At 65.6% G+C, this 24243-nt stretch carries 24 protein-coding genes; 13 read left to right on the forward strand and 11 right to left on the reverse strand.

The window, feature by feature from the left end:
• Positions 1–133 precede the first annotated feature (133 nt).
• On the forward strand, positions 134–1522 hold the full coding sequence (locus BTHE68_RS06520) for a hypothetical protein (RefSeq protein ID WP_162065643.1): 1389 nt from the start codon (positions 134–136) through the stop codon (positions 1520–1522).
• Between the two features lie 6 nt (positions 1523–1528).
• On the opposite strand, the gene BTHE68_RS06525 is transcribed toward BTHE68_RS06520, so the two are convergent.
• Positions 1529–2035, reverse strand: a complete 507-nt coding sequence (locus BTHE68_RS06525; protein WP_162065644.1) for a CBS domain-containing protein — start codon at positions 2033–2035, stop codon at positions 1529–1531.
• A 93-nt stretch (positions 2036–2128) separates the two neighbouring features.
• Positions 2129–2440, reverse strand: coding sequence for a TFIIB-type zinc ribbon-containing protein (locus tag BTHE68_RS06530; RefSeq protein ID WP_162065645.1), 312 nt, complete (start codon positions 2438–2440; stop codon positions 2129–2131).
• Between the two features lie 243 nt (positions 2441–2683).
• Here BTHE68_RS06530 and BTHE68_RS06535 point away from each other — a divergent pair, with 243 nt between their 5' ends.
• The 3 genes from BTHE68_RS06535 (at position 2684) to BTHE68_RS06545 (ending at position 4115) form a co-directional block, all read left to right on the forward strand.
• Positions 2684–3385, forward strand: a complete 702-nt coding sequence (locus BTHE68_RS06535) for a carbonic anhydrase (RefSeq protein WP_061176228.1) — start codon at positions 2684–2686, stop codon at positions 3383–3385.
• A 41-nt stretch (positions 3386–3426) separates the two neighbouring features.
• Entirely contained in the window at positions 3427–3651 is a 225-nt protein-coding gene (locus BTHE68_RS06540; protein WP_162065646.1) for an FmdB family zinc ribbon protein, read from the forward strand.
• A 188-nt stretch (positions 3652–3839) separates the two neighbouring features.
• Entirely contained in the window at positions 3840–4115 is a 276-nt protein-coding gene (locus BTHE68_RS06545) for a DUF1488 family protein (RefSeq protein ID WP_162065647.1), read from the forward strand.
• Positions 4116–4146: 31 nt separating this feature from the next.
• Here BTHE68_RS06545 and BTHE68_RS06550 read toward each other — a convergent pair whose 3' ends face one another.
• The gene (locus BTHE68_RS06550; RefSeq protein ID WP_162065648.1) at positions 4147–4602 is read right to left on the reverse strand and encodes a response regulator; all 456 of its coding nucleotides are present in this window, start codon (positions 4600–4602) and stop codon (positions 4147–4149) included.
• Between the two features lie 94 nt (positions 4603–4696).
• A complete protein-coding gene (locus BTHE68_RS06555) occupies positions 4697–5161 on the reverse strand; it encodes an ElaB/YgaM/YqjD family protein (protein WP_162065649.1) in 465 nt (154 codons plus the stop codon).
• Between the two features lie 332 nt (positions 5162–5493).
• On the opposite strand from BTHE68_RS06555, the gene BTHE68_RS06560 reads away from it, so the two are divergent.
• A complete protein-coding gene (locus tag BTHE68_RS06560; RefSeq protein ID WP_162065650.1) occupies positions 5494–6429 on the forward strand; it encodes a DMT family transporter in 936 nt (311 codons plus the stop codon).
• Positions 6430–6441: 12 nt separating this feature from the next.
• Here the strand turns inward: BTHE68_RS06560 and BTHE68_RS06565 are convergent, their stop codons facing one another.
• The 3 genes from BTHE68_RS06565 to BTHE68_RS06575 all read right to left on the reverse strand — a co-directional run bounded on the left by BTHE68_RS06565 (position 6442) and on the right by BTHE68_RS06575 (position 7686).
• Positions 6442–6975: a cupin gene (locus BTHE68_RS06565; RefSeq protein ID WP_162065651.1), complete on the reverse strand. Its 534-nt coding sequence runs from the start codon at positions 6973–6975 to the stop codon at positions 6442–6444.
• A 69-nt stretch (positions 6976–7044) separates the two neighbouring features.
• Positions 7045–7296 (reverse strand): hypothetical protein, encoded by a 252-nt coding sequence (locus BTHE68_RS06570; RefSeq protein WP_197919671.1) that lies wholly within the window; start codon positions 7294–7296, stop codon positions 7045–7047.
• Between the two features lie 30 nt (positions 7297–7326).
• Positions 7327–7686 carry a hypothetical protein gene (locus BTHE68_RS06575; RefSeq protein ID WP_162065652.1) on the reverse strand — a complete coding sequence of 120 codons (360 nt, stop codon included), beginning with the start codon at positions 7684–7686 and terminating at the stop codon, positions 7327–7329.
• 212 nt (positions 7687–7898) lie between these two features.
• Here BTHE68_RS06575 and BTHE68_RS06580 point away from each other — a divergent pair, with 212 nt between their 5' ends.
• The 7 genes from BTHE68_RS06580 to BTHE68_RS06610 all read left to right on the forward strand — a co-directional run bounded on the left by BTHE68_RS06580 (position 7899) and on the right by BTHE68_RS06610 (position 18977).
• Positions 7899–8852 carry a LysR family transcriptional regulator gene (locus BTHE68_RS06580; RefSeq protein WP_162065653.1) on the forward strand — a complete coding sequence of 318 codons (954 nt, stop codon included), beginning with the start codon at positions 7899–7901 and terminating at the stop codon, positions 8850–8852.
• A 153-nt stretch (positions 8853–9005) separates the two neighbouring features.
• Complete coding sequence (locus tag BTHE68_RS06585; protein WP_232077913.1) at positions 9006–11315, forward strand: two-partner secretion domain-containing protein; 2310 nt, start codon at positions 9006–9008, stop codon at positions 11313–11315.
• On the forward strand, positions 11288–13051 hold the full coding sequence (locus BTHE68_RS06590) for a ShlB/FhaC/HecB family hemolysin secretion/activation protein (RefSeq protein WP_232077914.1): 1764 nt from the start codon (positions 11288–11290) through the stop codon (positions 13049–13051). Before BTHE68_RS06585 ends, BTHE68_RS06590 begins: the two co-directional genes overlap by 28 nt.
• A gap of 8 nt (positions 13052–13059) precedes the next feature.
• Positions 13060–13713, forward strand: a complete 654-nt coding sequence (locus BTHE68_RS06595; RefSeq protein ID WP_162065654.1) for a FecR family protein — start codon at positions 13060–13062, stop codon at positions 13711–13713.
• Positions 13714–13724: 11 nt separating this feature from the next.
• On the forward strand, positions 13725–15947 hold the full coding sequence (locus BTHE68_RS06600) for a SulP family inorganic anion transporter (protein ID WP_232077915.1): 2223 nt from the start codon (positions 13725–13727) through the stop codon (positions 15945–15947).
• A complete protein-coding gene (locus tag BTHE68_RS06605) occupies positions 15944–18172 on the forward strand; it encodes a CHASE2 domain-containing protein (RefSeq protein ID WP_162065655.1) in 2229 nt (742 codons plus the stop codon). The genes BTHE68_RS06600 and BTHE68_RS06605 overlap by 4 nt, the downstream gene beginning before the upstream one ends.
• Positions 18173–18191: 19 nt before the next feature.
• Positions 18192–18977, forward strand: coding sequence for a 3',5'-cyclic-nucleotide phosphodiesterase (locus tag BTHE68_RS06610; RefSeq protein ID WP_162065656.1), 786 nt, complete (start codon positions 18192–18194; stop codon positions 18975–18977).
• Between the two features lie 14 nt (positions 18978–18991).
• Here BTHE68_RS06610 and tehA read toward each other — a convergent pair whose 3' ends face one another.
• The 3 genes from tehA to BTHE68_RS06625 form a co-directional block, all read right to left on the reverse strand.
• On the reverse strand, positions 18992–20029 hold the full coding sequence (tehA, locus tag BTHE68_RS06615; RefSeq protein WP_162065657.1) for a dicarboxylate transporter/tellurite-resistance protein TehA: 1038 nt from the start codon (positions 20027–20029) through the stop codon (positions 18992–18994).
• Positions 20030–20158: 129 nt separating this feature from the next.
• Positions 20159–20428 (reverse strand): hypothetical protein, encoded by a 270-nt coding sequence (locus tag BTHE68_RS06620; RefSeq protein WP_162065658.1) that lies wholly within the window; start codon positions 20426–20428, stop codon positions 20159–20161.
• A 154-nt stretch (positions 20429–20582) separates the two neighbouring features.
• Positions 20583–21557: an alpha/beta fold hydrolase gene (locus BTHE68_RS06625; protein ID WP_162065659.1), complete on the reverse strand. Its 975-nt coding sequence runs from the start codon at positions 21555–21557 to the stop codon at positions 20583–20585.
• Between the two features lie 111 nt (positions 21558–21668).
• Here BTHE68_RS06625 and BTHE68_RS06630 point away from each other — a divergent pair, with 111 nt between their 5' ends.
• Complete coding sequence (locus tag BTHE68_RS06630) at positions 21669–21992, forward strand: hypothetical protein (protein ID WP_162065660.1); 324 nt, start codon at positions 21669–21671, stop codon at positions 21990–21992.
• A 666-nt stretch (positions 21993–22658) separates the two neighbouring features.
• Here BTHE68_RS06630 and BTHE68_RS06635 read toward each other — a convergent pair.
• Positions 22659–24140, reverse strand: a complete 1482-nt coding sequence (locus BTHE68_RS06635; protein ID WP_174257993.1) for an NCS1 family nucleobase:cation symporter-1 — start codon at positions 24138–24140, stop codon at positions 22659–22661.
• Between the last annotated feature and the right edge of the window lie 103 nt (positions 24141–24243).

Below are 24243 nucleotides of genomic sequence, written 5' to 3' on the forward strand. Positions count from 1 at the left end.
ATTTCAAAAATTGTCGATTTTTTAAAACATCAATCAACAATTCGAAATTTTTGTGGGAAGTACATGTCGCCGGTCCACCCGTAGCAAAGCCCACGCAATAATGCCGCTCACAGAATAATCGACGCCCATCTCCATGAACACCGACGACTACCAGCAACTTGCCCCGAGACTCTACGCTGGCGAGATTGAAGCGTGTTTCCGGTTTCTCGATGAGCGCATGGCAGCGGATGGACACCTCGCCGATTACTGGCATTGGCGCGCAGTCGCCCACATGCGCGCGGGTGAATTTTCGCGCGCGCTCGACATCTGCTGCCAGATCACTCGTCAGTCGGACGTATTCGGGTTCCAGCTCCACAGCCTGTGCGATGCGTGCGCGTATCTCGGACTGAAAGAACTCGCGCTCGCCATGATCGACTTCGTGGGATTGAAGCCCGATACCGCGCCGATCGCTCACTTCCTGTGGCGCGTCTACGGCTGGCACTACCTCGGCGAGGACCAGCGCGTTCTGGACATGAACGCGGACGGCGTCGACCCGCATTCGGCGTACGTGCTCGGGCATCATCAGGGACGCAGCGCGATGCGACTCAACGGCATCGCAAGTGGCGTCGATCTGATGCATCGCTACTGGTCGTCGCACGATGCGCGGCGCGTACTGTTTCCCCATGTCGACGTCGGGCACTACTGGTGCGGACAGCGCGTCCTGCCGGCGCATATGACGCTGACGTCGATCGCGTCGGGTCACGGCGATCAGGTCAACTGGGTGCGCTACGCCGGCGCGCTTCAGGGACTCGGCGTACAGCTGGCGATCGCCGACGGTTCAGACAAAAACTATCGGCTCTCGATGTCCGAGTCGCAACAGGCCGAAGATGCCGAACGCCTGCGCGCGGCAGGTTTCACCGTCGCGCCCGACGGCGCACTGTGGACCGAGCCCTTCGCGGTCTTCACCTCGCTCTTTCCCGCGCTCGGCTACGCGCCCTCGGCACGCTACCTCGAACCGGCCGATCCCTCCGCCGCCGATGCGATCGTCGATGACATCCGGCAACGCGCGCGCGGCAAACGCTGCGTGGGCATCTTCTGGTCTTCGTGCGAGTCGGCGAACAACTTCGCCAACCGCAGCCTGACCCTGCCCCATCTCAGGCCGCTTCTGGACGGCACGAGCGACATCCACTGGGTGATCATGCAGCGCGGCTTCGAGCGCAAACGCTGGCTGGACGACCCGCGCGCACACGACCCCGAGCGCTTCACGACGCTCCCGCTCGACGTGACGCTCGCGCAAAGCATCGGCATCATCGACCGGCTCGATGCGTTCGTTGGCAACGACGGCGCCCTGTCCCATCTCGCGGGCGCACTCGGCAAGCGCTGCTACCTGTTCCTCAATCAGCTCGCCGAATGGCGTTACGAGCGCGAGCCGCATCACACCCCGTGGTATCCGACGATGCGCCTCGTGCGCGCGCAGCGGCTGGGCGACTGGGACGACGTCGTGCGCCAGCTGGGACAATGCCTCGCAAACGACGCGCCCTGAACCCGCCTACGCAAACCGCGCCGCGAGCGTCTGCGGAATCGGGCTGCGCTTCGTGAGCGCGCAGGTCGGCGTGTCGGCACGCGGGCCGCGCACGTAGCTTTCTAGCTGGTCGATGGCGAACTGCTGCTCGTCGATGACATGCCGCACCAGATCGCCGATCGAAATCATGCCGGCGAGCATGCCGCCCTCGATCACCGGCAGATGACGGATGCGGTGCTGCGTCATCAGCGTCATGCATTCGTCGGCGCTCGTTCTGAGGCTCACGGACATCACGGGCGCGGTCATGATCTCGCATACCGTCGTCGTGCGCGAAGCCTTGTCCCGCAGGATCACCTTGCGCGCGTAGTCGCGCTCCGTGACGATGCCGCACACCGTATCGCCGACCATGACGACCAGCGCGCCCACTTCCGCCCGCGACATCAGCGCGACGGCTTCGTGAACGCTCGCCTCCGCATCGATGGTGTGAACCGTCATGTCGCCCTTAGCCCTCAGGACTTGCTTCACCGTTGCCATTTGCCGTTCTCCCGTTATCCGCGCGTGCGGTGTGCTGCCGTGTTTCAACAAACTCAACAAACTCGTCGATGAGATCAGTGCTCCCTTGTTCGCTCAGTCGAAGTCGAACAGATCGCCGAGAAACGATTTCTTGCGACGCCCGTGCTCATGCTTGCCGCGCGAGTCGCCGTAGTGATACCCCTCCTGGCGATGCGGACGGCGCTCGCGATCGTGATCGCGCTCTTGCCAGTCGTCACGGCGCGCGGCCTGAGCCTCGGCGAGCGAATCCTGCGTGGCGCGGCGGATCATCTGATCGAGCTCGCCGCGATCGAGCCACACGCCGCGGCATTGCGGGCAATAGTCGATTTCGATGCCCTCGCGGATGGTCATCAGCAGGTCTGTCGCGGGACACACGGGGCATTTCATAACGTTTCCTTTCTGTTTGCTTTCAATGAAGACAATCTAGCGGAAGGAATCGTTCCAAAAAATGTGCAATTTCGAGCGCATCAGTTCGGAAAACCCGAAATTAGACGGTTAGTTGCATATGACGAATACCTGTTCCGGCGCAGAGTTCAGCAGCCGACTTGCGATCCATCCCAAAATTCCGCAAGCTTTCGGTTTGACGCGGCGCGCAGCGCGCGAGCCGCCACGCACAAAAAGGCGACGACCATGTCCGACAAATCCACCATGAGCGAAGAACGCGACGGCGCCGAGACGGGCGACCTCCTCTACCTGCTGCAAGGCGCAGACGATTTCAGCCGCTTCGTCTTCCCCGATAGCGAAGCGCTCTTCAAGAGCCTCGCGCGCCAGCAGGCGCCGCACACGCTTTTCATCACCTGCGCGGATTCCCGCGTGTCGCCGGAAATGATCACGCAGACGCGCCCCGGCGAGCTTTTCGTATGCCGCAACATCGGCAATATCGTGCCGGCTTACGGCGAAATGCTCGGCGGCGTGTCGGCGGTCGTCGAGTACGCGGTGCTCGCGCTCAACGTGCGGCAGATCGTGATCTGCGGGCACTCGGACTGCGGCGCGATGAAAGGCCTCGCGTCCGGCGCGACCATCGCCGATGAAATGCCGACCGTCCACGCCTGGCTGCGCAATGCGGAAGCGGCGCGCAGCGTCGTGATGGCGCGCAAGCTGGAACAGGAACGTATCGTCGCCGCGATGGTCGAGGAGAACATCCGGCTGCAGTTGACGCACCTGCGCACGCATCCGGCGGTCGCGGGACGGCTCGCGCTCGGCAAGCTGCAGGTGCAAGGCTGGGTGTACGACATCGGGCGCGGCAAAGTCTCGGTGTACGACGAAGCCGACAGCAAGTTCCAGTCGCTCGAAGAAGCGCGTCTGCGCATGTTGCGCAAGGACGCGTCCTGATTTCGCGGCCAGCGAGCCTACTTTCTCCGAGTTAAAACGTCATGCCTTTCTACGATTACGAATGCGCGACGTGCGGCGCATTCGAAGCCGCCCGCCGCATCGCCGAGCGCGACGAACCGGCGGCATGCCCGCAATGCAGCGCCACGGCCGCGCGCGTAACGATCGGCGCGCCGAGCGTGGGCGGCGCAAGCGCGTCCGGCGCCGGTGCGGAGGATGCCGGCAGCTACGGCATGCAGCATCGCGGCGGATGCCTCTGCTGCCGTTAGCGCTCGGGCACGGCCATTGCAAAGTCACCGTGGCGCCCGCCTCGTGCATGGCGGGCGTATCATGCAAGAGGACCGTGCGTGGCGCGCCAGGCCGCGCGCAGTCTCGCCATCGCGGGGCCGGCGGCTGTTGCCGTTCCTGCGATGATCGCGCTTAGCGTGTTCCGAACGAATAACAGGAGGTGATAAGGATGACGATAGAGTTCAGCGGGCGGCGTCATGTCGTGGCGGCAGCGCGTGTCGCTTTCGAAGCAAAGGTGGACGGGCGCGAAGTCTGGTGCAGCGTCTCCCTCGATGCGCTCAACGATCACTTCGGCAACAGCGGGACGTCGTCGCACGATCTCCTCTCCGCTTTCGAAGGCGGACGCGTGCAAATCGAGGAGGTTGCCCGGCGCACGCTCGAGCGCAACCACGGCCAGTCGGTCGAACTGGAAACCAGCGACTTCAAGGCTTCCCGGGCAGTCTAGAACTTCATGGCGGGCGGCTGCGCGGCCGCCCTCACCCGGCGTAGAAACACTTCAAAAGATCGAACATCCACCAGACCGGACACGGCGTTCTGCAAAAGCCGTCGTAACCTGCGTCGAAGAGCGTATCGCGCGGATCGCGGGCGGCATCGGCGGCGAGCGCGATCATCAGCTGGAGTTCGCCCTCCTTCTGATCGCGAGCCAGCGCAACCCGCAATGCGCGCGCAAGCGCATGATCGTGCGGATCGCCGATGAGCGTATCGACGAACAGCGCCTGCGGCCGCCAGTTGCCGACGAACTGCAGGGCGCTCGTCGCATCGCCCATCTGCACGGCCTCGAAGCCGCGCATCGCGAGCAGGAGCGCGAACGAGTCGCCCACATTCGATTCCGAATGCACGAACAGCACGCGCCGCGGGCCGGTGAACGTCGCGTATAGCGGATTCCAGACTTCGAACCGCTCGGTGCACAGATCGTACGATCGTTCTTCCATGTCGGCCCGATACGGCGATGAGCACCGCACCGGTACCATTGTTACAGCAAGGTTGAGGCCCGCCTTCGTTCAGTCCGGCCGACGCTGTCTTTTTTTAGCGCGCCGCCAGCAAACCGACGATCAATCCGCCGACCGCCGCAAGCGCGATCGATTTCCATGGGTTGTCGTGCACGTAGTCGTCGGTACCCTCCTTCGCCTGACGATAACGCGTCGAAACGGCATTCTGCGCGCCCGCCAGCATGTCACGCGCGCGGCGCGGCGCCGGCGGCGACGGATGGAACTGGCTGCCCTGCCGCTCGGCTCTCGCGGCGGCGGGTTGCGCGAGCACCGACGGACTGTCGCCGCCTTCGAGCACGCTGCCGTGCACGTGATATGGCGCGTACATCGCGGGCTGGTGCGCCGCGCCCGGCGCGAGCGGCGTCACGCTCGCGTTCTGCGCCTGCGTCTTGCCTGGCGCGAGCGCCGCTTCCATCGCGCTCGCTACCGTGCGGCGCGCGAGCGGCGGCTCGTCCGAGGTCATCGTCTGGATCGTGGATGCGCTGCCGTTTGCACTGTCCATGGCTATCTCCAGTTGACTGCGTCCATCGCACTGCAAAAACCCATCATCCGCCTGTCCATCCGCAAGAGTCGCACCGAATACGCGCGCGGGCAAGCCACCCGGCGCTTGGCAATTTTTCTCACATAACGGTGAGAATTGCTCGTTTGCCGCCGACCCCGCGCGCGCCTACGATGCGGGGCATAAAGCGAAGCCGGGCCAGTGTCCCGAAAGAATCGCGAAGCACGCGCCGCGCCGACCGCGCTGCATCTTTCGTTTCACGCCGGACCGAAACGTCGGCCTCGTGCGCGCCGCTACGATGGCTTCGTTACCCGACTCCCCTTGCGAAGCCCGCCATGACCCCTGTCAATCTCGCTCAATTGTTCGTCCTCGCCGCGCTATGGGGCGGCTCGTTCCTGTTCATCCGCGTCGGCGTGACCGATCTCGGCGTAGCGCCGCTGATGGCGTTGCGCGTCGGCATCGGCGCGGCTTTTCTGCTTCTGATGCTCGCGCTGCGCGGCAACGCGCGACAGGCGCTTTCGACGATGCGCGAGCGCGCCTGGCCGCTGCTGGTCGTCGGCATCCTCAACTCGGCCGCGCCGTTCTGTCTATTTGCGTATGCCGAGCTGACGCTGTCGGCGGGCGTCACGTCCGTCATGAATGCGACGACACCGCTCTGGGGCGCGCTCGTCGCTTTCCTGTGGCTCAACGACCGGCTGACGCGCCTGCGCGTCGCGGGCCTCGCGATCGGCTTTGCGGGCGTGCTCGCGCTGGTCTGGGATCAGATGTTCGTGCACGACGCGTCCGCCGTTCCCGTCGCGCCGATGGCGACCGCGCTGGCTGCATTAGCCGCGCTCGCCGCGTCGGCCAGTTACGGCGTCGCGGCGAGCTATACGAAGAAGCACCTGATGGGCGTCGATTCGCTGACGGTCGCGGCCGGCACGATGAGCGCGGCGACCATCGTTTTGCTACCTTTCGCGCTGTTTTTCTGGCCCGCGGGCACGGTGTCGCTCCATGCGTGGGGCGCGGTGCTCGCGCTAGGCGTCGCGTGCACGGGCGTCGCCTACATGATGTTCTTCCATCTCATCGCGGTGGCAGGGCCTGCGCGCGCGATCACCGTCACCTTCCTGATTCCGATCTTCGGCATCCTGTGGGGCGCGCTCTTTCTCGCCGAGCGCGTGTCGGTGGGGATGGGCATCGCGTGCGCGATCGTGCTGGTCGGCACCGCGCTCGCGACGGGCGTCGTCAAGCGTGTGCCGCTAGTCGGCACGCGCCGCACGCAGAAAGCCTGACAATGCTTTCGATCAATGCCACTCGCGTGTCAGCGGCCCGTCTTCACCCGCGACGGGATCGCTGCGCGGAAACGGCAATGCTTCCATCGCGATGCGCTCCGCCTCGCTGAGCGCTGCACGGCGGATATCCCACTGCTGACCCGGCGGATACGCGCCGACCACCTGAAAGCGGCGCCCGCACGTCAGCAGACAATGACCGGTGCCCGCGGGCAGGACGAGCGCATCGCCGGCGCGGACCGAAATCACGCGGCCATGCGGGCCGCCGAGGATCAGTTCCGCGTCGCCCGATGCGATACCGAGCGCCTCGTGCGCAGTCGAATGAAAGTGGTGATAGTCGAAGACGCCATTGCGCCATTGCGGCGGCCAGCCGTTGTGCGCGAACAGGGTTTCGAAACTGGCGGCGGGGTCGGGTGATTTTGGATCGATCGCGCGGTGCCACAGGAGCACCGGCAGGCGGGTGTTGTTCGGCACCCAGCCGTTGGGCGGCAGCATGAAGTGCTCGCAGCGAGCGTCATGCGCCAGCAAGCTTACGGTTTGCTCAGCCATCGTGCGCTTTCTCCGGAAGAGTCGGAGAAAGCGCAGCAACGGGCGTTCCAGTTGCTCATGAGCACATGATCAGTGGCCGTGCCAGTGTCCTCCGCCGCTGCTGAAGCCGACGCCGAGCGACACCGACGGCACCGCGTAATACCCCGGCCCGTACCCGTAGCCATAAGCAGGCGCGTAACCGTAAGCCGGCGCGGGCGCGTAACCATAAGGCGGCGCATAGACACAGCCGCCGAGCCCCACCGCCGCCACCACGAGCGCGACGGGAACGATCAGCGAGCGCGCGAATCGCGCCGTGGTTCGAGTTCGAGAGAATAGGTTCATGATGATGCTCCGCTTCCGGATGCGCTCCGCTTACCAGTGTCGATAGCCGTAGTAGCCGCCATGATGTGCATACCAGTCGCGGCGTCCCCAGTAGCGATAGCCGTCCCAGTAACGGTCGCCATGCCAGCCGACGACGATCGCGGGCGCAGGCGCGACGACGACCGGCGCCGGCTGATAGACCACCTGCGGCGGCGGTGGCGGTGGCGGAGGCGGCGCCATATAGACGGGCGCGGGTTCGGCATACACCGGCGGCGGCGCGGCGTAGACGGGCGCCACCGGCGCCACCGGAATCCCGAGATTGATGCCGACGCTCACGCCCGCCATCGCGGCTTCACAGGCGAGCCCCGCCGACAGCGCGATACCCACTCCGACCATGCCCTTGACGTTCATGTCTTCCTCTTCTGAGAAGGCCGTCACGCAGACCGCGATGCGATCATGAATTCATATGCAGCCATGAATCCATGTTAGCCGCGAGCTTCGGGCGCTGAGTTACAAGCCGTGTAACAGATGTGAATCCTGAAACGAACGTACGGAGGCGTCCGGTTGCATGCCATCGGGCCGCCGTGGGATAGTTCCGGCTTCGTCAAACGGATGGCTGGACGATGGACTTATTGCGGAGCATGAGGATCTTTGCGCGGGTCGCCGAGGCGGCGAGCTTCACGACCGCGGCGCAGCAAATGGATATCACGACGGCGCAGGCATCGCGCGCCGTCACCGAACTCGAAACGCATCTGCGCACGCGTCTGCTCAATCGCACGACGCGCCGTGTCGCGCTCACCGACGCGGGCAACCGCTATCTCACGCGCTGCAAGGAAGTGCTCGAACTCGTCGATCTGTCCGAGGCCGAAGCGAGCAACGCGCAGCTTTCTCCGAGCGGCGTGCTGCGCATGCACGCGCCGATCACGTTCGGCCAGCATTACGTGGTGCCCGCGCTCACGCGATATCTGGAAGAACAACCGCAGGTGCGCGTCGAGCTGACGCTGTCGCAGCACGTCCCCGACATGCTCGACGAAGGTTTCGACGTCTTCCTGCAGGTGACGACATCCACCCTGCCCGACTCCGCGCTCGTCTCCACGAAAATCTGTTCGATGCCGAGCGTGCTCTGCGCGTCGCCCGCGTATCTGAAGCGCGCGGGCGTGCCGCAAGACATCGAAGACCTGACGAAGCACGCGTGCCTTCAACTCGTGACGACCTTCTTCCCGGTCGACCGATGGGTGTTCGAAGGCCCGCGCGGACAGGTCGAAGTGGATCTCGAACCCGGCCGGCTGCGTGTCAATTCCGCCGACGCGCTCGCCGTCGCCCTGTCCAATGGTCTCGGCATCGCGCCGTTGCCGATGCTCGCGGCGCTCCCATGGCTGCAAAGCGGCGCGCTCGTGCGCGTGCTGCCCGAGTGGGAATTGCAGACCATGACCATCTACGCGATGTATGCGTCCCGTCAGTATCTCGACGCGAAGATCCGCACATGGATTACGTTCCTGCGCGATTTCGTCGAAGGAACACTCGCGAACGAGCCGCCGGAAGCGTCTTTCGAGACCTCGCATTCCCAAGACGAATGAAGTAGTCAGTTGCGTCACCGAACGCACACACGCAGCGTGGACGCGCATTCTCTAAACGCGTAGTTGCAAGCATGGTTCGGAACACTAAACTGCTTGATGGTGCGCCTGCATCGCTTCATGACGATGCACCGCAACAGAAAGGAGTCGGCCGACATGATCAGGACTCTGCGCACAAGCAACGCGTCCCCCGCGCTGCGGCTTGGCGCCGCCACGCTTTTGAGCGCGGTCTTCGCGCATGCTTACGCGGAGCCGACTGGCGCGCGCGTCGTCGCGGGCTCCGGTGCGGTCACGAGCGCGGGCGCGAACACCACGATTCAACAGAATAGCGGCCGCCTGGCCATCGACTGGAATTCGTTCAGCACGCGCCCCGGTGAATCGATCACGTTCAATCAGCCGGGCGCGAATGCGATCGCGCTCAATCGCGTGGTGGGTCCGCGCCCGTCCGCGCTGTTCGGCCGGCTCGACGCGAACGGGCAGGTTTTCATCGTCAATCCTAATGGTGTGATCTTCGGGCCGAATGCGCAGGTCAACGTCGGCGGTTTGCTCGCGTCGACGCTCAATCTGTCGACGAATGATTTCATGAGCGGTCACTACACGTTCGCGGGCAGCGGGCGTCGCTGGCACTGGCATGACCGCGACGACGGCGCGCCCGTCGTCAATCTCGGCACGATCAAAAGCGCGCCCGGCGGCTATGTCGCGCTGATCGGCGCGCGCGCGATCAACGCCGGCACGATCGATTCGCCCGGCGGATTCGCCGCGCTCGCGGCGGGCGAACGCATCGCGGTCACGCTCGGCGATCACAGCATGATCGGCTTGTCGGTGGAAAGCGGCGCGCTGCATGCGCTCGCCGCCAATCACGGGCTGATTCAGGCCGATGGCGGTCAGGCATGGCTCGCCGCGAACGCAGAAGGCGCGCTCTTCGCCAACGTCGTGAACAACACGGGCATCATTCGCGCGCGCAGCGCCGTGAACCAGAACGGCGTGATCCGGCTCGTCGCCGACAGCGGCGTCGTGCAAGTCGGCGGCACGCTCGACGCGTCCGCGCCCGGTGGCGGCAACGGCGGCGCGATCGAGACCGCGGGCACGCAGGTGCGCGTCGCGCCCGACGCGCAGATCACGACGGCTGCGGCGTCGGGGCAAACCGGCACGTGGCGCATCGCGAGCGACTTCGCCGCGCTCGTCGGCTCGGACGATCCCTTCGGACAGCGCTTCGGCACGATCCAGAGCGCGACGCTCTCGCGCGTGCTCGAAACGACCAACGTGTCGATCAGCGCCGCAGCGCCAGCGGGCTTCGAGCCGTTCGGTTTCGTGCTGATCGACGGCCCGGTCGCGTGGCGCGGCGTCAATACGCTGTCGCTCGCGGCGCAAAGCGGCATCCGGCTCGACGCGCCCATCAGCGCGCCACGCGGCACGCTGTCGATTTCCATGTCGAGCACAGGCACGGCCACGCAGCGCGCGCCCGTCGAAGCGGCCAATGTCGCGCTGCGAGGCGGCACGTATCGGCTGACGAATGCGGCCAATCGCATCGGCACGCTCGCCGCCGATGCTACGTCGGTCGCGCTCGTCGATGGCGCGCCATTGATCGTCGGAAACGTCGCGGGACTGAGCGGCGTCTCGGCGAGCGGCGCGGTGACGCTCACCGCGCCGTCGCTCACACTTGCCGCGCCCGTCGCGAGCCGCGCGAGCGGCACGGCCATCACGCTCGCCGCCGCGACTTTCGCCAACCACGCCGGCGCGCAGGCGCTCGCCGCGCCCAATGGCCGCTGGCTGGTCTACACCGATTCGCCCGACACCGACGCCTTCGGCGGCCTGCAAAGCGGCAATCTCGCGCTCTGGGGCGACGCTTACACGGGCGGCGTCGATGCGCGCGCCGCGTCGGTCTCGGGCAACCGTTTCGCGTTCAATGCGCGCCAGCAAGTCACCTTGACGGCGATCAACATCGACGTGCCGCTGGACACGCCGCGCACGCTCGGACCGAACGACGTCACGATCGCGCTGCGCTACAACGGCGCGAATTACGGCAACGCGTTCGCCGACAGCCCGACGGTCCACGAGCCTTTCGTCTTCACGGTGACGAGCACGGGCGCGGCGCCGGGCGCGGCGGCCGGCGCCTACGCGATCACCGTCACGGCGACGGGTGGCCCGACCGGCTACACGATCACGACGCAAGGCGGCACGCTGCGCATCGCCGGCACGCCGACGCCGCCCCCGCCACAACCGCCCGCGCCGCCCGCGCAACCCGTGACGCCGGAAGCGCCGGGAACCGTGATCACGACCGCGGCGACGCTGCCCGGCGTTCTCGATTCCGTACGCACCGACGCCGCCAATCCCGCGCATGTCTTCGACGCGACGCCGGGCCTGCAGCCGGAAACCGCGCCGCTCGTGCAGCAGCGCACCGATTCGTCGAGTGACGGCAGCCGCCTGCCGGATGACGCATGGCCCGGCCACGTATGCCGCATGTGAAGCCCAGGCGCGTGCGACGCTTCGGCCCACACGCCCGGCGCAGCCTCGCTTCGACGCGGCTCGCGGTGCTGCTCGCGACGCTCGTCGCGGCGAGCGCGCGCGATATGCGCGATGCGCGCGCGCAGGCGCTGCCGAACGCGGGCAGCATTCTGCGCGAACAGCAGCAGCAATCGCCCGCGCCGCCGCCGCCCTCCGACCTGCGCCTGAACGTGACGCCCGCGCCCGCGCCGCCGGGCGCAACGGGCGCGCCCGGCGGCATCCGCTTCGAGGTGAAGGGTTTCACGTTCACCGGCAACACGCGCTTTGCGGCGGCGCAACTGCTCGACGCCGTGCGCCCGGTCATCGGCCCGGATCGTTCGCTCGACGATCTCGAAAGCGCCGCCGATCGCGTGAGCGCGTTTTATCGCCAGCACGGCTATCTGGTCGCGCGGGCCTACGTGCCGCCGCAGGAGATCGACGGCGGCATCGTACGTATCGCGGTGAGCGAGGGGCGCTATGGGCGCATCGATATCGACAATCAGTCGCGCACGCGCGATGCGGTCATGGCGCGCTTTCTCGGCGCGCTCAAAACCGGCGACGTGATCGACGAACACGCCCTCACCCGCGCGACGCTGCTTGCGCAGGACGCCGCCGGCACGACGGGCGCGAACGCGACGATCGCGCCGGGCGCGCTGCCGGGCACCTCGGACATGACGCTGCTGGTGCCGAAGGCTCGGCCGCTGTCGGGCAGCGTGCAGGCCGACAACTACGGCCAGACGACGACCGGCGCGGCGCGGCTGATCGGCGCGCTGCAATGGAACAATCCGCTCGGCATCGGCGATCAGCTGGGTGCGCGGCTGCTCGGTTCGATCACCGGGCAGTTCTACGGCAACATCGGCTATACGGTGCCGGTGGGCGGCAGCGGGCTCGCGTGGGGCATCGGCTACACGCGCTCGACGTATTCGGTCGGCGGCCAGTTCGACGAACTCGACGCCTACGGCAGCGCCAACGTGTTCTCCACCTTCCTCAGCTATGCGCTGCTGCGCTCGCCGTCCGCGAACGTGTACACGACGCTCGGCTACGATCACAAGCTGCTGTCGGATCATCTCGGCGCGTTCGATTCCGTCAGCGACAAGAGCAGCGATGTCGCGCGTCTGGGCCTGTCGGGCAATCTGACGCTGCAGAAAAGCATCACGACCTTCGATACCAGCATCCAGCAAGGGAACCTGCGCTTCAGGACGCCGCAACCGGAACAGCTCGAGGCGCAGATCGCTGGCTCGTTCACGAAGTTCGTGCTCGCGATGACGCATACGCAGGTGATCGGCGATCAGGCCAACGGCACGCAGTTCTACTTCGCGCTGACGGGCCAGGCGAGCTCGCGCAATCTCGATTCGTCCGAGCAGATCTCGCTCGGCGGCCCGTACGCGGTGCGCGCCTACGCCACCGGCGATGCGCCCGTCGACGAAGCGTACATCGCGACTTTCGAAGTGCGGCAGACGATCCGGCAATCGCTCGTGCCGGTGCTCGTCACGCTGGCGGGCTTCATCGATACCGCCGACGGCAAGATCGTCGCGCATCCGGTCGTGCCGGGCGTCAATCACGTGCGGCTGTCGGGCGTCGGCGTCGGTGCGACGCTCGCCGCGCCGCACGACTTCGTACTGTCGATGTCCTACGCGCACACCCTCGGCTACGTTCCGTCGACCCTCGGCACCGGCCACGCGAACCGCTTCTGGGTCGCGCTCACGAAGTCCTTCTGAGACCCGTCATGATGCGCGCCCGACACGTTCTTCTGCTCCTGCTCGTGCTTCTCGCGATGACCGCGCGCGCCGCCTCGGCCGAGCCGGTCGCGACGATCACCGCGCTCGTCGGCAACGTCGCGATCCAGTCGGCGGGCGGCGCGCAGCGCGTCGCGGCGGTCGGCGGCGGCATCGACAACGGCGACACCGTGCAGACCGGCGTCGCGTCCGAGATCGTGATGATCTTCACCGACAAGCAGCGCGTCTATCTGAAGCCAGGCTCGGTGTTTCGCGTCGACGATTTTCATTACGCCGCGAATGCGCCGCAGGAGGACCGCAGTTTTCTGTCGCTCGTGAAAGGCGGATTGCGCGCGGTGGACGGTCTCGTCGCGAAGGAAGGCAAGCCGGATAACTATCGCGTGAAGACGCCGACCTCGACCATCGGCATACGCGGCACGGAATACTCCGTCACCGATTGCGCCAACCTCGAACCGGGCGGCAACGCGGATTGCAAGGGCGATCAGATCGTCGTCTATGACGGGCAGATCGTCGTGATCAATCAGGTCGACCGGCAGATCGTGCGCGCGGGCGAAGGTGCGATCGTCATCAGCGCGCGGCTGCCGTTCGGCGTGCTGCCGGCGTCGCGGGTGACGCCGGTGGTGCCGTCGGCGGCGTGCCGCTAGCGAGCACCGCGATGAGCGAGAACGCGAGCCACGGCACGGAAATCATGCGCGCATCGCAGTTGAACGCGGCGCTTGCGTCCTTCGCCATCGACACGCTCGCGGGCGTGCTCACGGCGCTGCTCGCGCTCGCGTATGCCGCGGGCTACGGCGCGATGATCTTCTCCGCCGGTCTCACGCCGTGGCTTCCCGCCGGCATGCCGACCGCGCTCCTGAGCTGCGTGATCGTCTCGCTCGTGATCGCGTTGACGAGTTCGGTGCCCTTCATGATCGCCGGCCCCGATTCGAACGCGACGGCGCTGCTCGCCGGACTGGCCGCGTCCGTCGCGCTGTCGGTGCACGCCGCGGGCGGCGACGACAGCGCCGTGCTCTCCACCGTGCTGATGCTGATCGCGGTGTCGTCGCTGACGACCGGCGCGCTGCTGTTCGCGCTCGCGCACTGGAAACGCGGCAACGCGATCCAGTACATCCCGTTTCCGGTGATCGGCGGCTTTCTCGCGGGCACCGGCCTGCTGCTGCTCGAAGGTGCGCTCCGCGTGCTCACCGATGCGCCCGTCGGCGCCGCCACGTTTGGCATCTTCATGGCGCTGCCGTGGCTCGCGAGCGTGCCGGCGCTCGTCGTGGGCATCGGGCTGCTGGTGCTCACGCGCATCACGCCGCTGTCGCGCTATGTGATCGTATTGCCGTCGATGATCGCGCTAGGCATCGCGATCTTCTATGGCGGGCTGCACGGCTCGGGCAAGAGCCTGGAAGACGCACGCCACATGGGCCTGCTCTTTCACTACGAGCCGGTCACCGGCATGCGGCTGCCGTTCCTGCTGCTGCACGACGCGTGGCTGCCGACACTCTTCTCGCGCGCCCCCGAGATTCTCGCCGTCGCGGCCGTCTCGGCAATGACCGTGCTGCTCAACACGACGAGCATCGGCGTGACGGCCTCGCGCGATGTCGACTTCAATCGCGAGATGCGCGCGGCCGGCATCGCGAACGTGCTGACCGGACTGGCGGGCGGGCTCGTCGGCGCGCAATCGATGACGCGCACGATGACCAACTGGCGACTCGGCGTGAGAGGCCGGCGCGCGGGTGTGCTCGCGGCGCTCTTCTGCTTCGTCGTGATCGCGCGCTTTCCGAGCCTGATGGCGCTGTTGCCGAAGCCGGTGCTGGTCGGGCTGCAGATCTTCATCGGCGCGGCGATGCTGATCGAATGGCTCGTCAACGCGTTCCGGCGTCTGCCGTGGCACGACTATCTGCTGATTCCGGCGATCATGGTGATCATCGCGGCGTACGGGATCGTGGCGGGCGTGCTGCTCGGCGTGATCGCCGCGTGTCTGCTGTTCGTGGTGCGCTATGGGCGCGTGAACTGCTTTCGCCTCGAATTCGACGGGCGCGGCCGGCGTTCCAACGTCGAGCGCACCGTCGACGAAAACCGCGTGCTCGATGCCGAGGCGCGCGCGCTCTACGGTGTCGCGCTGCAGGGCTTTCTGTTCTTCGGCACCGCGTATTCGATTCTCACGCATATCCGCGCGCGCATCGAAGGGCCCGACGATACCGTGCGCTACGTGCTCGTCGATTTTGCGCGCGTGCATGGCGTCGATGCGTCGAGCACCGCGAGCTTCGTGCGGCTGCGCCAGGCGTGCGCGCGCGCGAACGCGCAGCTCGTGCTGACCGGGCTGTCGCCGATCCTGAAAGCGTGGTTCGCCAAGGGCATCACCGATACGAGAGGCGCGAGCGGACCGCATGAATTCGCCGATCTCGACGGCGGCCTCGAATGGATCGAAACGCAGATGCTGCGCGCGGCGAAACCGTCGCGCGATGCACGCAAGGGCGCGTTCGCGTCGACGCCGCCCGATACGCTCGACATGCTGCGTCCGCATCTCGACACGCTCACGCTCGCGCCCGGCGAATACGTGTTCCGGCAGGCCGATCCGGGCGATTCGATCTACTTCGTCGAAACGGGACGCGTGACGGTCGCGCTGTCGGTCGGCGACGGACGCACCTTGAGACTGCGCAGTTTCGGCGCGGGCACGATCGTCGGCGAGATGGCCGTGTACACCGGCGCGCGGCGCAGCGCGGACGTCGTCGCCGATGAACCGACGGTCGTGCTGCGCCTCGCCCTCTCGACCCTGCAACGCCTCGAAAACGACGATCCCGCGCTCGCCGCGCGCATGCACAAGTTCGTCGCGCGCGTGCTGGCGGCGCGGCTCGTCGTTGCGAACGAGCAGATCCGGGCCGCGCAATGAGCACGCGCGAGCCGCTCGCGTTCGTGCTGCGACGCTCGGGCGCGCGCTGGGCGCTGGGGCTCGCGATCGTCGTCGCGCTCGCGGGACACGCACTCGGGCGTTACGACATCCGCTTCGTCGATTCACTCGACGCGATGATCTACGACGCCAAAGTGCACCTCTTCATGCCGCGCACGACGGACCCGCGCATCGCGATCCTCGACATCGACGAGAAGAGCCTCGCGGAACTCGGCCGCTGGCCGTGGGATCGCGCGCGCATGGCGGAACTGGTGAGTGCGCTGTTCTCGCGCGAGCGCATCGCCGTGCTCGGCTTCGACATGGTGTTCGCCGAACCCGATGCGAGTTCGGGACTCGCCGTGCTCGACGGCCTCGCGCGCGGCGCGCTCGCGGATAACGCCGCTTACCGTCAGGCGCTCGAACAACTCGCGCCACGCCTCGACTACGACCAGCGCTTCGCCGATGCGCTCGCGGGCCATCCTGTCGTGCTCGGCTATTACTTCTCGAATCAGGATGTGTCGAGCGGCGCGATTCCCGCGCCGCTGTTGCGCGAGGGCGCGTTCGGCGCGCATCCCTTCACGCTGTTCGACTGGACCAGCTACGGCGGCAATCTGCCCGCGCTGCAACAGGCCGCGAAACGCGCGGGCTACTTCAATCCGGTGATCGATTTCGACGGCTCCGTGCGGCGCGTGCCGCTCATCACCGCGCATCAAGATGGCGTCTACGGCGCGCTCTCGCTCGAAGTGATCCGCGCGCTGTTCGGCGACGCGTCCGTCACCCCGCTGTTCGGCAACCCGACCGATCCGGCCGCGCCGCTCGAAGGCCTCGCGCTCGCGACGCCGCGCGGCACGCGCGTCATTCCCGTCGATGAGAACGGCGCCGCACTGGTGCCGTATCGCGGCATCGCCGGCAGCTTCCCCTACTATTCGATCGCCGATGTGCTCGCCCGGCGCATCCCGGCGCGCGCGCTCGCGGGCAAGATCGTGCTCATCGGCACGACGGCACCCGGCCTGATGGATCAGCGCACGACGCCCGTGGGCGAGGTCTATCCGGGCGTCGAAGTGAACGCGAACCTGATCGGCGGCATGCTCGACGGCACGATCCGTTTCGTGCCGCCGTTCGCCGCGAGGTTGCAGGCGCTCGCGCTCGCCGTCGCCGGCGTCGCGATGATTTTTCTGTGGCCGTGGCGCGCGCCCGCTCGCGCGACGCTGTTGGTCGCAATCCTGTTCGGCGCGATCGTCGCGGCGGATCTCTTCGCGTTCGGGCGGCTCGGCTGGTCGCAGCCGTCAGCCTCGCTGCTGCTCGCCGTGCTCGCGCTCTACGTGCTCAACATGTCGTACGGCTATTTCGTCGAGGCGCGCGCGAAGCGTCACTTCGCCGCGCTGTTCGGGCAATACGTGCCGCCCGAACTCGTCGAGGAAATGAGCCGCCATCCCGAGGACTACAGCATGGCGGGCCGCCGCGCGGAACTGACCGTGCTCTTCTGCGACGTGCTAGGCTTCACCGCGATTGCCGAAACGCTCGAACCCGAAGCGCTCGCGCGCCTGATGAACGAGTATCTCGGCACGATGACCGAAGTGATCCGCGCGCATCGCGGCACGCTCGACAAATACATCGGCGATGCGATCATGGGCTTCTGGGGCGCGCCCGTCGACGATCCGGACCATGCGCGCCATGCGGTCGCGGCGGCGCTCGGCATGCGCGCGGCGCTCGTCGAGCTGAACCGCACGCTCACGGCGCGCGGCTGGCCGACCCTGTCGATCGGCATCGGCATCAATACGGGGCCGATGACGGTCGGCGACATGGGCTCGTCGGTGCGCAAGGCCTACACGGTGATGGGCGATGCGGTCAACGTCGCGGCGCGGCTCGAAGGACTCACGCGGCGCTTCGATATCGACATCATCGTCGGCGAGGCGACCCGCGAGCAGGCGCCGGAGATCGTGTTTCGCGAGATCGATCGCGTGCGCGTGAAGGGCCGCGTCGCACCGATCGCGGTGTTCGAGCCGCAACCGCAGCACGAACATGCCGATGCGCTCGCGCGCTGGCATGCGGCGCTCGCCCACTATCGCGCGCGCGAGTGGGACGAGGCGGAAACGCTACTCGCGACGCTCGCCGCGCAGTATCCTGAGCGACAGGTGTATGCGATCTATCGCAGGCGCATCGATGCGCTGCGCGGCGTCGCGTTGCCCGAGGACTGGGATTGCGTAAGCGCATTCGATACGAAATGAACTCACAGGCGGACGCATCATGAAGGTTCGGGTACTCGGCTGTAGCGGCGCGATCGGCAGCGGCGCGGACGCCGCCCATGACCCTGGCGGCACGACGGCGCTGCTCGTCGATGACGACATCATGATCGATGCCGGCACGGGCGTCGCCGTTTTGAGCGATGACGAACTCGCGCGTATCGATCATGTGTTCCTCACGCATTCGCATCTGGATCACATCGCGTATCTGCCGCTCATGATCGACGCCGTGGGCGATGCGCGCGATGCGCCGCTGACCGTCCACACGAGCCGCGCGACGCTCGATATTCTGCGCGCGCATATCTTCAACAATCTGATCTGGCCGGACTTCACGCGCATTCCATCGCCCGATTCGCCAGGGGTGAGGTTCGAAGCGCTGGAAGTCGGCGAGTGTTGGGCGCTGAATGGGCGCGTCGTGACGGCATTGCCTGCGCGGCATACGGTGCCGTCGATGGGCTTTGCGGTTTCGAGCGGACAGGCGTGCCTCGCGTTCAGCGGCGATACGACGACGAATCCCGAGTTCTGGGCGACGGTGTCGGCGTTGCCGGGATTGCGTCATGTGATCGTCGAGACTGCGTTTCCGGATGCGCAGATTGCGTTGGCGCATGCGGCGCAGCACTATTGCCCGAGGCTTATCGCGGATGATGTGAGAGGCGTCGGGATGAAGGCGGAGTTGCTGATTTCGCATCTGAAACCGCCGCACGGCGCGCAGATTCTCGATGAGTTGCGCGCCGCGTTGCCGGGGGTTGAGCTACGGGCCTTGCAGGCGGGAGAAGTGCTGACGTTGTGATGTCGCCAGCCCGTTCAGCGCGAGCCCGCCGCTCCCCGGCGTTCGATGGAGCGAACGTTATCGCTGATCGGCGTGACATTCGACGCCGCAGCCGGCAGCAGATCGCCCTTCACGATCGCCCGCACCGTCCCGACGATCAAGGCTCCGATAAGCACGTTGGCAGCAACGAACGCCACCGGCGCAATCCACACCATCGGCCCGGTTGCGCCGCGCTCGAGCATTCTGATCGCCATCGTAGGCAGCGCGGCCGCCCCGAAGCTGAACGCCCAGTACGAAGGCGTGAACGCGCGTTGACGAATCCACGGCACGAGCCGCGTCAGCATCAACGCCTGATAGAGACCATAGCCGAGCATCATGTAAGCGAACATGTCCGGCACGCCGTGCGTGATCGCGAGATACGACACGCCTCCCACGACCGGCGGCGCAAGCTGAATGCCGAGGGTCGGGCGCAGCGCATCGGGCAGCGCTTCATGCACGGCCGCGCGATGCAGCACGATCGATTCGATCGCGAGCCACGAAAACACGCCCGCGCCGAAGAACAACATGCCGATTTGCGTGAATCCCAGACCCGCCGCTGCCGTTCCCGCGACGAAGCTCGGCGCGACCGTCGGCAGATAGACGGCCGGCGTGGTCAGCTCGGGCTTGCGGCCGCCCTGCCAGAAACGTCCATGCAGATAGGCACCGAGCGCAAGCGAACTCACCGCGCCGAGCGCGAACAGCGCAATGGCCAACTCACGCGAATAGGTCTGCACCGCTTGCGCGGCGAGCATCGTCGATACCGGCACGAGCGCCGCGAAGGAAGACTGCACCGGATGACGCATCTCCGCGATGGCCGCATCCCGCTCGACGAGCCACTTGCGTCCATAGCCGACCAGCATCGCGAGCCACACGACGAGCACCGCCACCGTCAGAAACACGGGCAACGCATCGGGAACCGCCCATACGCGAGCCGCCGCCCGCCACGCCCCCGCGAGCGCGAGAAAACCTACTGGAATGCCGAAGAACGCTACGGGCATCGGTGCGCGATTGTTCGTACCATTGGTGCCATTCATTGCCCTTCTCCCTGGATTTGCGTGGAAAGCGCGGGGCGCGCTCTCATTGCGTCGATGGAGAAAGGTTAATTGCGGCGGCCTTGCGCGCGAATGTCGCAGCGTCTCGTTCGGCTGCTCGAGCGTCTCAAATCATTCGCCGCCGCGCAGTTTCACCGCGATGTCGTGCCAGTCCCGCACCGCGTGCTTCAACTCGCGGCACAGTCGCGGATCGAGTGCGTTCAGACGTGACCACAAGTCGTCGAGCTTCTTGTCGCGCGCCTCGAACACGGCCACGGCCGCAAGCCTGCTCGCGCCCGAAAGCCGCGCCTCGGCGTCGACGCACTCCATGTAGAGTTGCGCGAGATGTGAATCGGCCAGTTCGACCGCGCGCAGATGAACGTCGGTAAAGCGTGACTTCATGATGGTATCCCCGGCACTCTTCTAGTTATCGACGTGAGTGCTTTCGCATCACGATTGCGGGACAGTATGAAGGTCCGCTGAAAGCCAGCACAAGCGGGAACATGCGCGCTGCGTGCGCCAGGAATCAGCAAACGTTGTCGTATCGGCTCATCGATCACTTCGATACGAACGCGTCGATGTGCCGCGCGAGTTCGATCGGATACTGGAACATCAGGGCGTGCCCCGCGTCCGCGACCACGTCGAGCCTTGCGCGCGGAATCATCTGTTCGAGACGGCGCGCGTTGGCGTCCGCGAGGACCTCGTCGTTCGCGCCCGCGATGATCAGTGTGCGCGTCGGCAAGCGGCGCAAGGCAATGGCCGCGGCGGAATCGACGAACCAGCGCGTCATCGCCTGATTCTGCTGGGTGGCGACTGCATCGGGCACGGGCCTGCCCTTGTAGTCGCGCGGCGCGAACATGTCGCCGACGAAGCACTTCGACGCATCCGCGACGGCATCGGCGGGAAACAGCACGCCCATGATCTTGCCGAAGGCATCGGCGCCCGAGCTCGACAGTACTTGCTGCACCTCGGGCGTCAGCGGCACCGCCTGCGGCCCCGGCGGCGCAGTGGCGATCAGCGTCAGCGATGCGACTTTCTCGCGCGCGTCGAGCGCGAGTTGCTGCGCGATCATGCCGCCCATCGACCAGCCGACCACGTCGGCACGTTGCAGCTTCAGGCCCGCGATGACATCGGCGGCGTCGGCGGCCATGTCGCGGATGCCGTAGTCGGGACCGAAGCGCCCTTCCACTGTGGCCGAGCGTCCGACACCGCGATTGTCGAATACGATGACCTCATGATGCTTCGCGAGTTCGCCCAGAAAATACGCGTTCCATTCGCCGAGCGTCGCGCGATAGCCTGTGATGAGCAGAAGCGGCGTTCCGTGCCCGAAACGCGCGTAGCCGATCGGCCCGTTTCTGCCTTGCACGGTTTTCACCTGCACGGCGGCGTTGTGGTCGGGTCGAGCGGTCTGCAAGCCGCAGAGTTGATCCTGGCCGAAGGAGACGTCATCGGCGAATGCGGCCGAAGCGAGCGCCAATGTGACAACAGCGAAGCACGACGACACGACACGGGCGAGCGGTATGGGCTTCATCCAATGCTCCGGGCAGAACAAAAAAATGCGGCGCGCGCAATGACAGCGGGGAATAATAGGCGGCGAATCACGCGCCTTCAACAAGAGCTCAAGAAAAAGGAGTGCAAGCAAATGAATCGATTTTTCCGCTCGTGTCTGGTTTCCGTTGCCGCGCTCGCGCTCGCCGCGTGCAGCACGCCCGTCGAGTTCTCGGCCAGCGCGAATCCGCCTTCATGGAACGACGCTGACGCCAACGCCGATTTCAGCGGAATGGACAACTCGATGTCCGCTTGCAAGGCCACCGCGAAGCAGGCGGGCGTTGGCCGCTGTACACAGGTGCGGGCCTATGAGGCATGTATGAAGGACAAGGGCTATATCACCGTGCTCGGACCGGAAAATCCGCCGAATTGCGGCCAGCCGGAATGGGAGCAGGATGTGCGTAAGTGGCTGAAGTGACGAGGTTTTGGGCCGGGTCGGCGGATTCGTTTGAGGAATGCTTTTGCCGGATCCCGTGATCGCGGGGGTCGATTAGCGTTGCCCCTGTGCGGGGCGGCAGTCACTTTCTTTGCTGCTGCAAAGAAAGTAACCAAAGAAAGCAGCTCGAGACGCCCGCGGTCACACGCAATTTAGGTGTTCTTCTCGTTGTTCGTGGCCTCTGTAGCGAGTGCCTTCGTAGGCCTAACCCGGCTTGGACCGCGCACGGTCTGACAAGCTAGTACCCAAGGGACGCTGGTTCAGCACGAAATAGCATCGGCACAGCGCTACGCGCTGCCGTAGGGTATGCAAGGGAAACCATTGGTATGGATAACTTGGTATGGAAGCACGCGCGCACCCGATAAACCCGTCGGCCGCGAAGCGGGCCGGAGCCGTTTCGTGCTGAACCAGCCACGCGGGCAGCGCGATGTGTCAGACCGTGCGCGGTCCAAGCCCGGCCTGGCCTACGAGGGCACTCGCTAATGCTGCGCCAAGACCGATCGCCTGTGCCGCGGCCGGCATGAAGTACTTTGGATGGGGAAAGCTGCTTTCTTTGGTTACTTTCTTTGCAGCAGCAAAGAAAGTGACTGCCGCCCCGCACAGGGGCAACGCCAATGAACCGACGCGAAAACGGGATCCGGCGAAAACCTACCTTCGATTCGCTATGCGCATAAACAGCACATAAAGCAACGCCCCCACCACCGCTCCAATCAACCAGCCGAGATTATTCGGCGGCAACAGCTTGAGCATCTGCGTAGACAGCTCCCAACCGACCGAAATCACGCCTGACACCAGCAACGCCGCGAGCCCCACCTTGTTCCAGCCGCCGTCGTAGTAAAAGCGCCCGCCCGGCTGCATCGTATAGAGATCGGCGGTCCGCACCTGCTGTCGCTTCACGAGGTAGTAATCGGACATCATCACGCCATACATCGGCGCCAGCACGGCCCCGAACACCGAGACGAAAATCGTGATCGCCTTCGGGCTGTCGACGAAGATCCACGGGCACACGATCACCGCGAGTATCGACGCAATGAGTCCGCCCTTCTTGAAGTCCACATGCTTCGGAAACAGATTGGCGATGTCATACGCCGGCGACACGAAGTTGGCGACGATATTGATGCCCATCGTCGCGATGATGAACGTGATGCTGCCGATCGCCACCCACACCTTGTTCTCGATGCGCGACACGATCTCGACCGGGTCCATGATCATGGTGCCGAACACCTTCTCGCTACCCGCCGTGACGATCACCGTGATGATTGCGAACGCAACGAAATTGAACGGCAGCCCGAGAAAATTGCCGATCTTCATCTGCCGCTCGCTCTTCGCGAAGCGCGAGAAGTCGCCAAAATTCAAAAGCAGCGCCGCGAAGTAGCTCACCACGAGCAGGATCGCGTTGATCATCGCGTGCAGTTGCTCGTCGCCGGACAACACCTTGCCCGAAAGCGTGAGGTTCAGGCTGCCAAGCCCCGCGCGATACAGAATCCAGCCCATCAGCACGAACATCACCACATACACCGCCGGCCCGCAAAAATCGATGAACTTGCGGATGATCTCCATGCCGCGCTGAAAGATGATGAGCTGCAGGAGCCACATGAAGAGAAAGCTCACCCAGCCGAGCATGTCGAGGCGCATGAAGCTCGTATCGCGCCACGCGATGACGGACGGCACGAACAGGAGCAGCAGGGTCGCTACGGCCTTCGACGCGAAATACGTCTGCACGCCGTACCACACGATCCCGACCACACCGCGAATCAGCGCGGCGAGATTCGCGCCCATCACGCCCATCGAGACGCGCGCCATCACCGGAAACGGAATGCCGTGCCTGAGGCTCGGCTTGCCGACCCAGTTCATCAGCACATAGACGACGAGAATGCCGATGGTGAGCGCAAGCAACACCTGCCAGCCCGAGATGCCGAGCAGAAAGAGGCTCGCAGCAAAGGTATAACCGCCGACGCTATGCACATCCGACATCCACATCGCGAAGATGCTGTAGCCGTTCCAGGTGCGTTTCGCGCGCGGCACGGGCGCGAGGTCGTGGTTGTAGAGACGTTCGTCGGCGTCGACGATTTCAGCGTCGGCGCCGAGCGCGGCGGCGTCGGCGGCGGAGGTTGCGTGGGATGCGGCCATGGTGTCCTCCAGTGCCTTCGACGGGCTCGTGTTATGTACTTAGAGTAATCCATCAAATGCCGAAGGTGAAACGGCGTCGCCGCTTATTAAAGTCCAATCGTGC

The organism is Burkholderia sp. THE68 (genome assembly GCF_009938265.1).
In the GTDB taxonomy this organism is placed as follows: domain Bacteria; phylum Pseudomonadota; class Gammaproteobacteria; order Burkholderiales; family Burkholderiaceae; genus Caballeronia.

What these genes read in the sequence shown, in the direction of transcription:
- BTHE68_RS06520 (WP_162065643.1), top strand. Translation starts at nt 134, where the DNA reads ATGAACACCGACGACTACCAGCAACTTGCCCCGAGACTCTACGCTGGC.
- BTHE68_RS06525 (WP_162065644.1), bottom strand. Translation starts at nt 2,035, where the DNA reads ATGGCAACGGTGAAGCAAGTCCTGAGGGCTAAGGGCGACATGACGGTT.
- BTHE68_RS06530 (WP_162065645.1), bottom strand. Translation starts at nt 2,440, where the DNA reads ATGAAATGCCCCGTGTGTCCCGCGACAGACCTGCTGATGACCATCCGC.
- BTHE68_RS06535 (WP_061176228.1), top strand. Translation starts at nt 2,684, where the DNA reads ATGTCCGACAAATCCACCATGAGCGAAGAACGCGACGGCGCCGAGACG.
- BTHE68_RS06540 (WP_162065646.1), top strand. Translation starts at nt 3,427, where the DNA reads ATGCCTTTCTACGATTACGAATGCGCGACGTGCGGCGCATTCGAAGCC.
- BTHE68_RS06545 (WP_162065647.1), top strand. Translation starts at nt 3,840, where the DNA reads ATGACGATAGAGTTCAGCGGGCGGCGTCATGTCGTGGCGGCAGCGCGT.
- BTHE68_RS06550 (WP_162065648.1), bottom strand. Translation starts at nt 4,602, where the DNA reads ATGGAAGAACGATCGTACGATCTGTGCACCGAGCGGTTCGAAGTCTGG.
- BTHE68_RS06555 (WP_162065649.1), bottom strand. Translation starts at nt 5,161, where the DNA reads ATGGACAGTGCAAACGGCAGCGCATCCACGATCCAGACGATGACCTCG.
- BTHE68_RS06560 (WP_162065650.1), top strand. Translation starts at nt 5,494, where the DNA reads ATGACCCCTGTCAATCTCGCTCAATTGTTCGTCCTCGCCGCGCTATGG.
- BTHE68_RS06565 (WP_162065651.1), bottom strand. Translation starts at nt 6,975, where the DNA reads ATGGCTGAGCAAACCGTAAGCTTGCTGGCGCATGACGCTCGCTGCGAG.
- BTHE68_RS06570 (WP_197919671.1), bottom strand. Translation starts at nt 7,296, where the DNA reads ATGAACCTATTCTCTCGAACTCGAACCACGGCGCGATTCGCGCGCTCG.
- BTHE68_RS06575 (WP_162065652.1), bottom strand. Translation starts at nt 7,686, where the DNA reads ATGAACGTCAAGGGCATGGTCGGAGTGGGTATCGCGCTGTCGGCGGGG.
- BTHE68_RS06580 (WP_162065653.1), top strand. Translation starts at nt 7,899, where the DNA reads ATGGACTTATTGCGGAGCATGAGGATCTTTGCGCGGGTCGCCGAGGCG.
- BTHE68_RS06585 (WP_232077913.1), top strand. Translation starts at nt 9,006, where the DNA reads ATGATCAGGACTCTGCGCACAAGCAACGCGTCCCCCGCGCTGCGGCTT.
- BTHE68_RS06590 (WP_232077914.1), top strand. Translation starts at nt 11,288, where the DNA reads ATGGCCCGGCCACGTATGCCGCATGTGAAGCCCAGGCGCGTGCGACGC.
- BTHE68_RS06595 (WP_162065654.1), top strand. Translation starts at nt 13,060, where the DNA reads ATGATGCGCGCCCGACACGTTCTTCTGCTCCTGCTCGTGCTTCTCGCG.
- BTHE68_RS06600 (WP_232077915.1), top strand. Translation starts at nt 13,725, where the DNA reads ATGAGCGAGAACGCGAGCCACGGCACGGAAATCATGCGCGCATCGCAG.
- BTHE68_RS06605 (WP_162065655.1), top strand. Translation starts at nt 15,944, where the DNA reads ATGAGCACGCGCGAGCCGCTCGCGTTCGTGCTGCGACGCTCGGGCGCG.
- BTHE68_RS06610 (WP_162065656.1), top strand. Translation starts at nt 18,192, where the DNA reads ATGAAGGTTCGGGTACTCGGCTGTAGCGGCGCGATCGGCAGCGGCGCG.
- tehA (WP_162065657.1), bottom strand. Translation starts at nt 20,029, where the DNA reads ATGAATGGCACCAATGGTACGAACAATCGCGCACCGATGCCCGTAGCG.
- BTHE68_RS06620 (WP_162065658.1), bottom strand. Translation starts at nt 20,428, where the DNA reads ATGAAGTCACGCTTTACCGACGTTCATCTGCGCGCGGTCGAACTGGCC.
- BTHE68_RS06625 (WP_162065659.1), bottom strand. Translation starts at nt 21,557, where the DNA reads ATGAAGCCCATACCGCTCGCCCGTGTCGTGTCGTCGTGCTTCGCTGTT.
- BTHE68_RS06630 (WP_162065660.1), top strand. Translation starts at nt 21,669, where the DNA reads ATGAATCGATTTTTCCGCTCGTGTCTGGTTTCCGTTGCCGCGCTCGCG.
- BTHE68_RS06635 (WP_174257993.1), bottom strand. Translation starts at nt 24,140, where the DNA reads ATGGCCGCATCCCACGCAACCTCCGCCGCCGACGCCGCCGCGCTCGGC.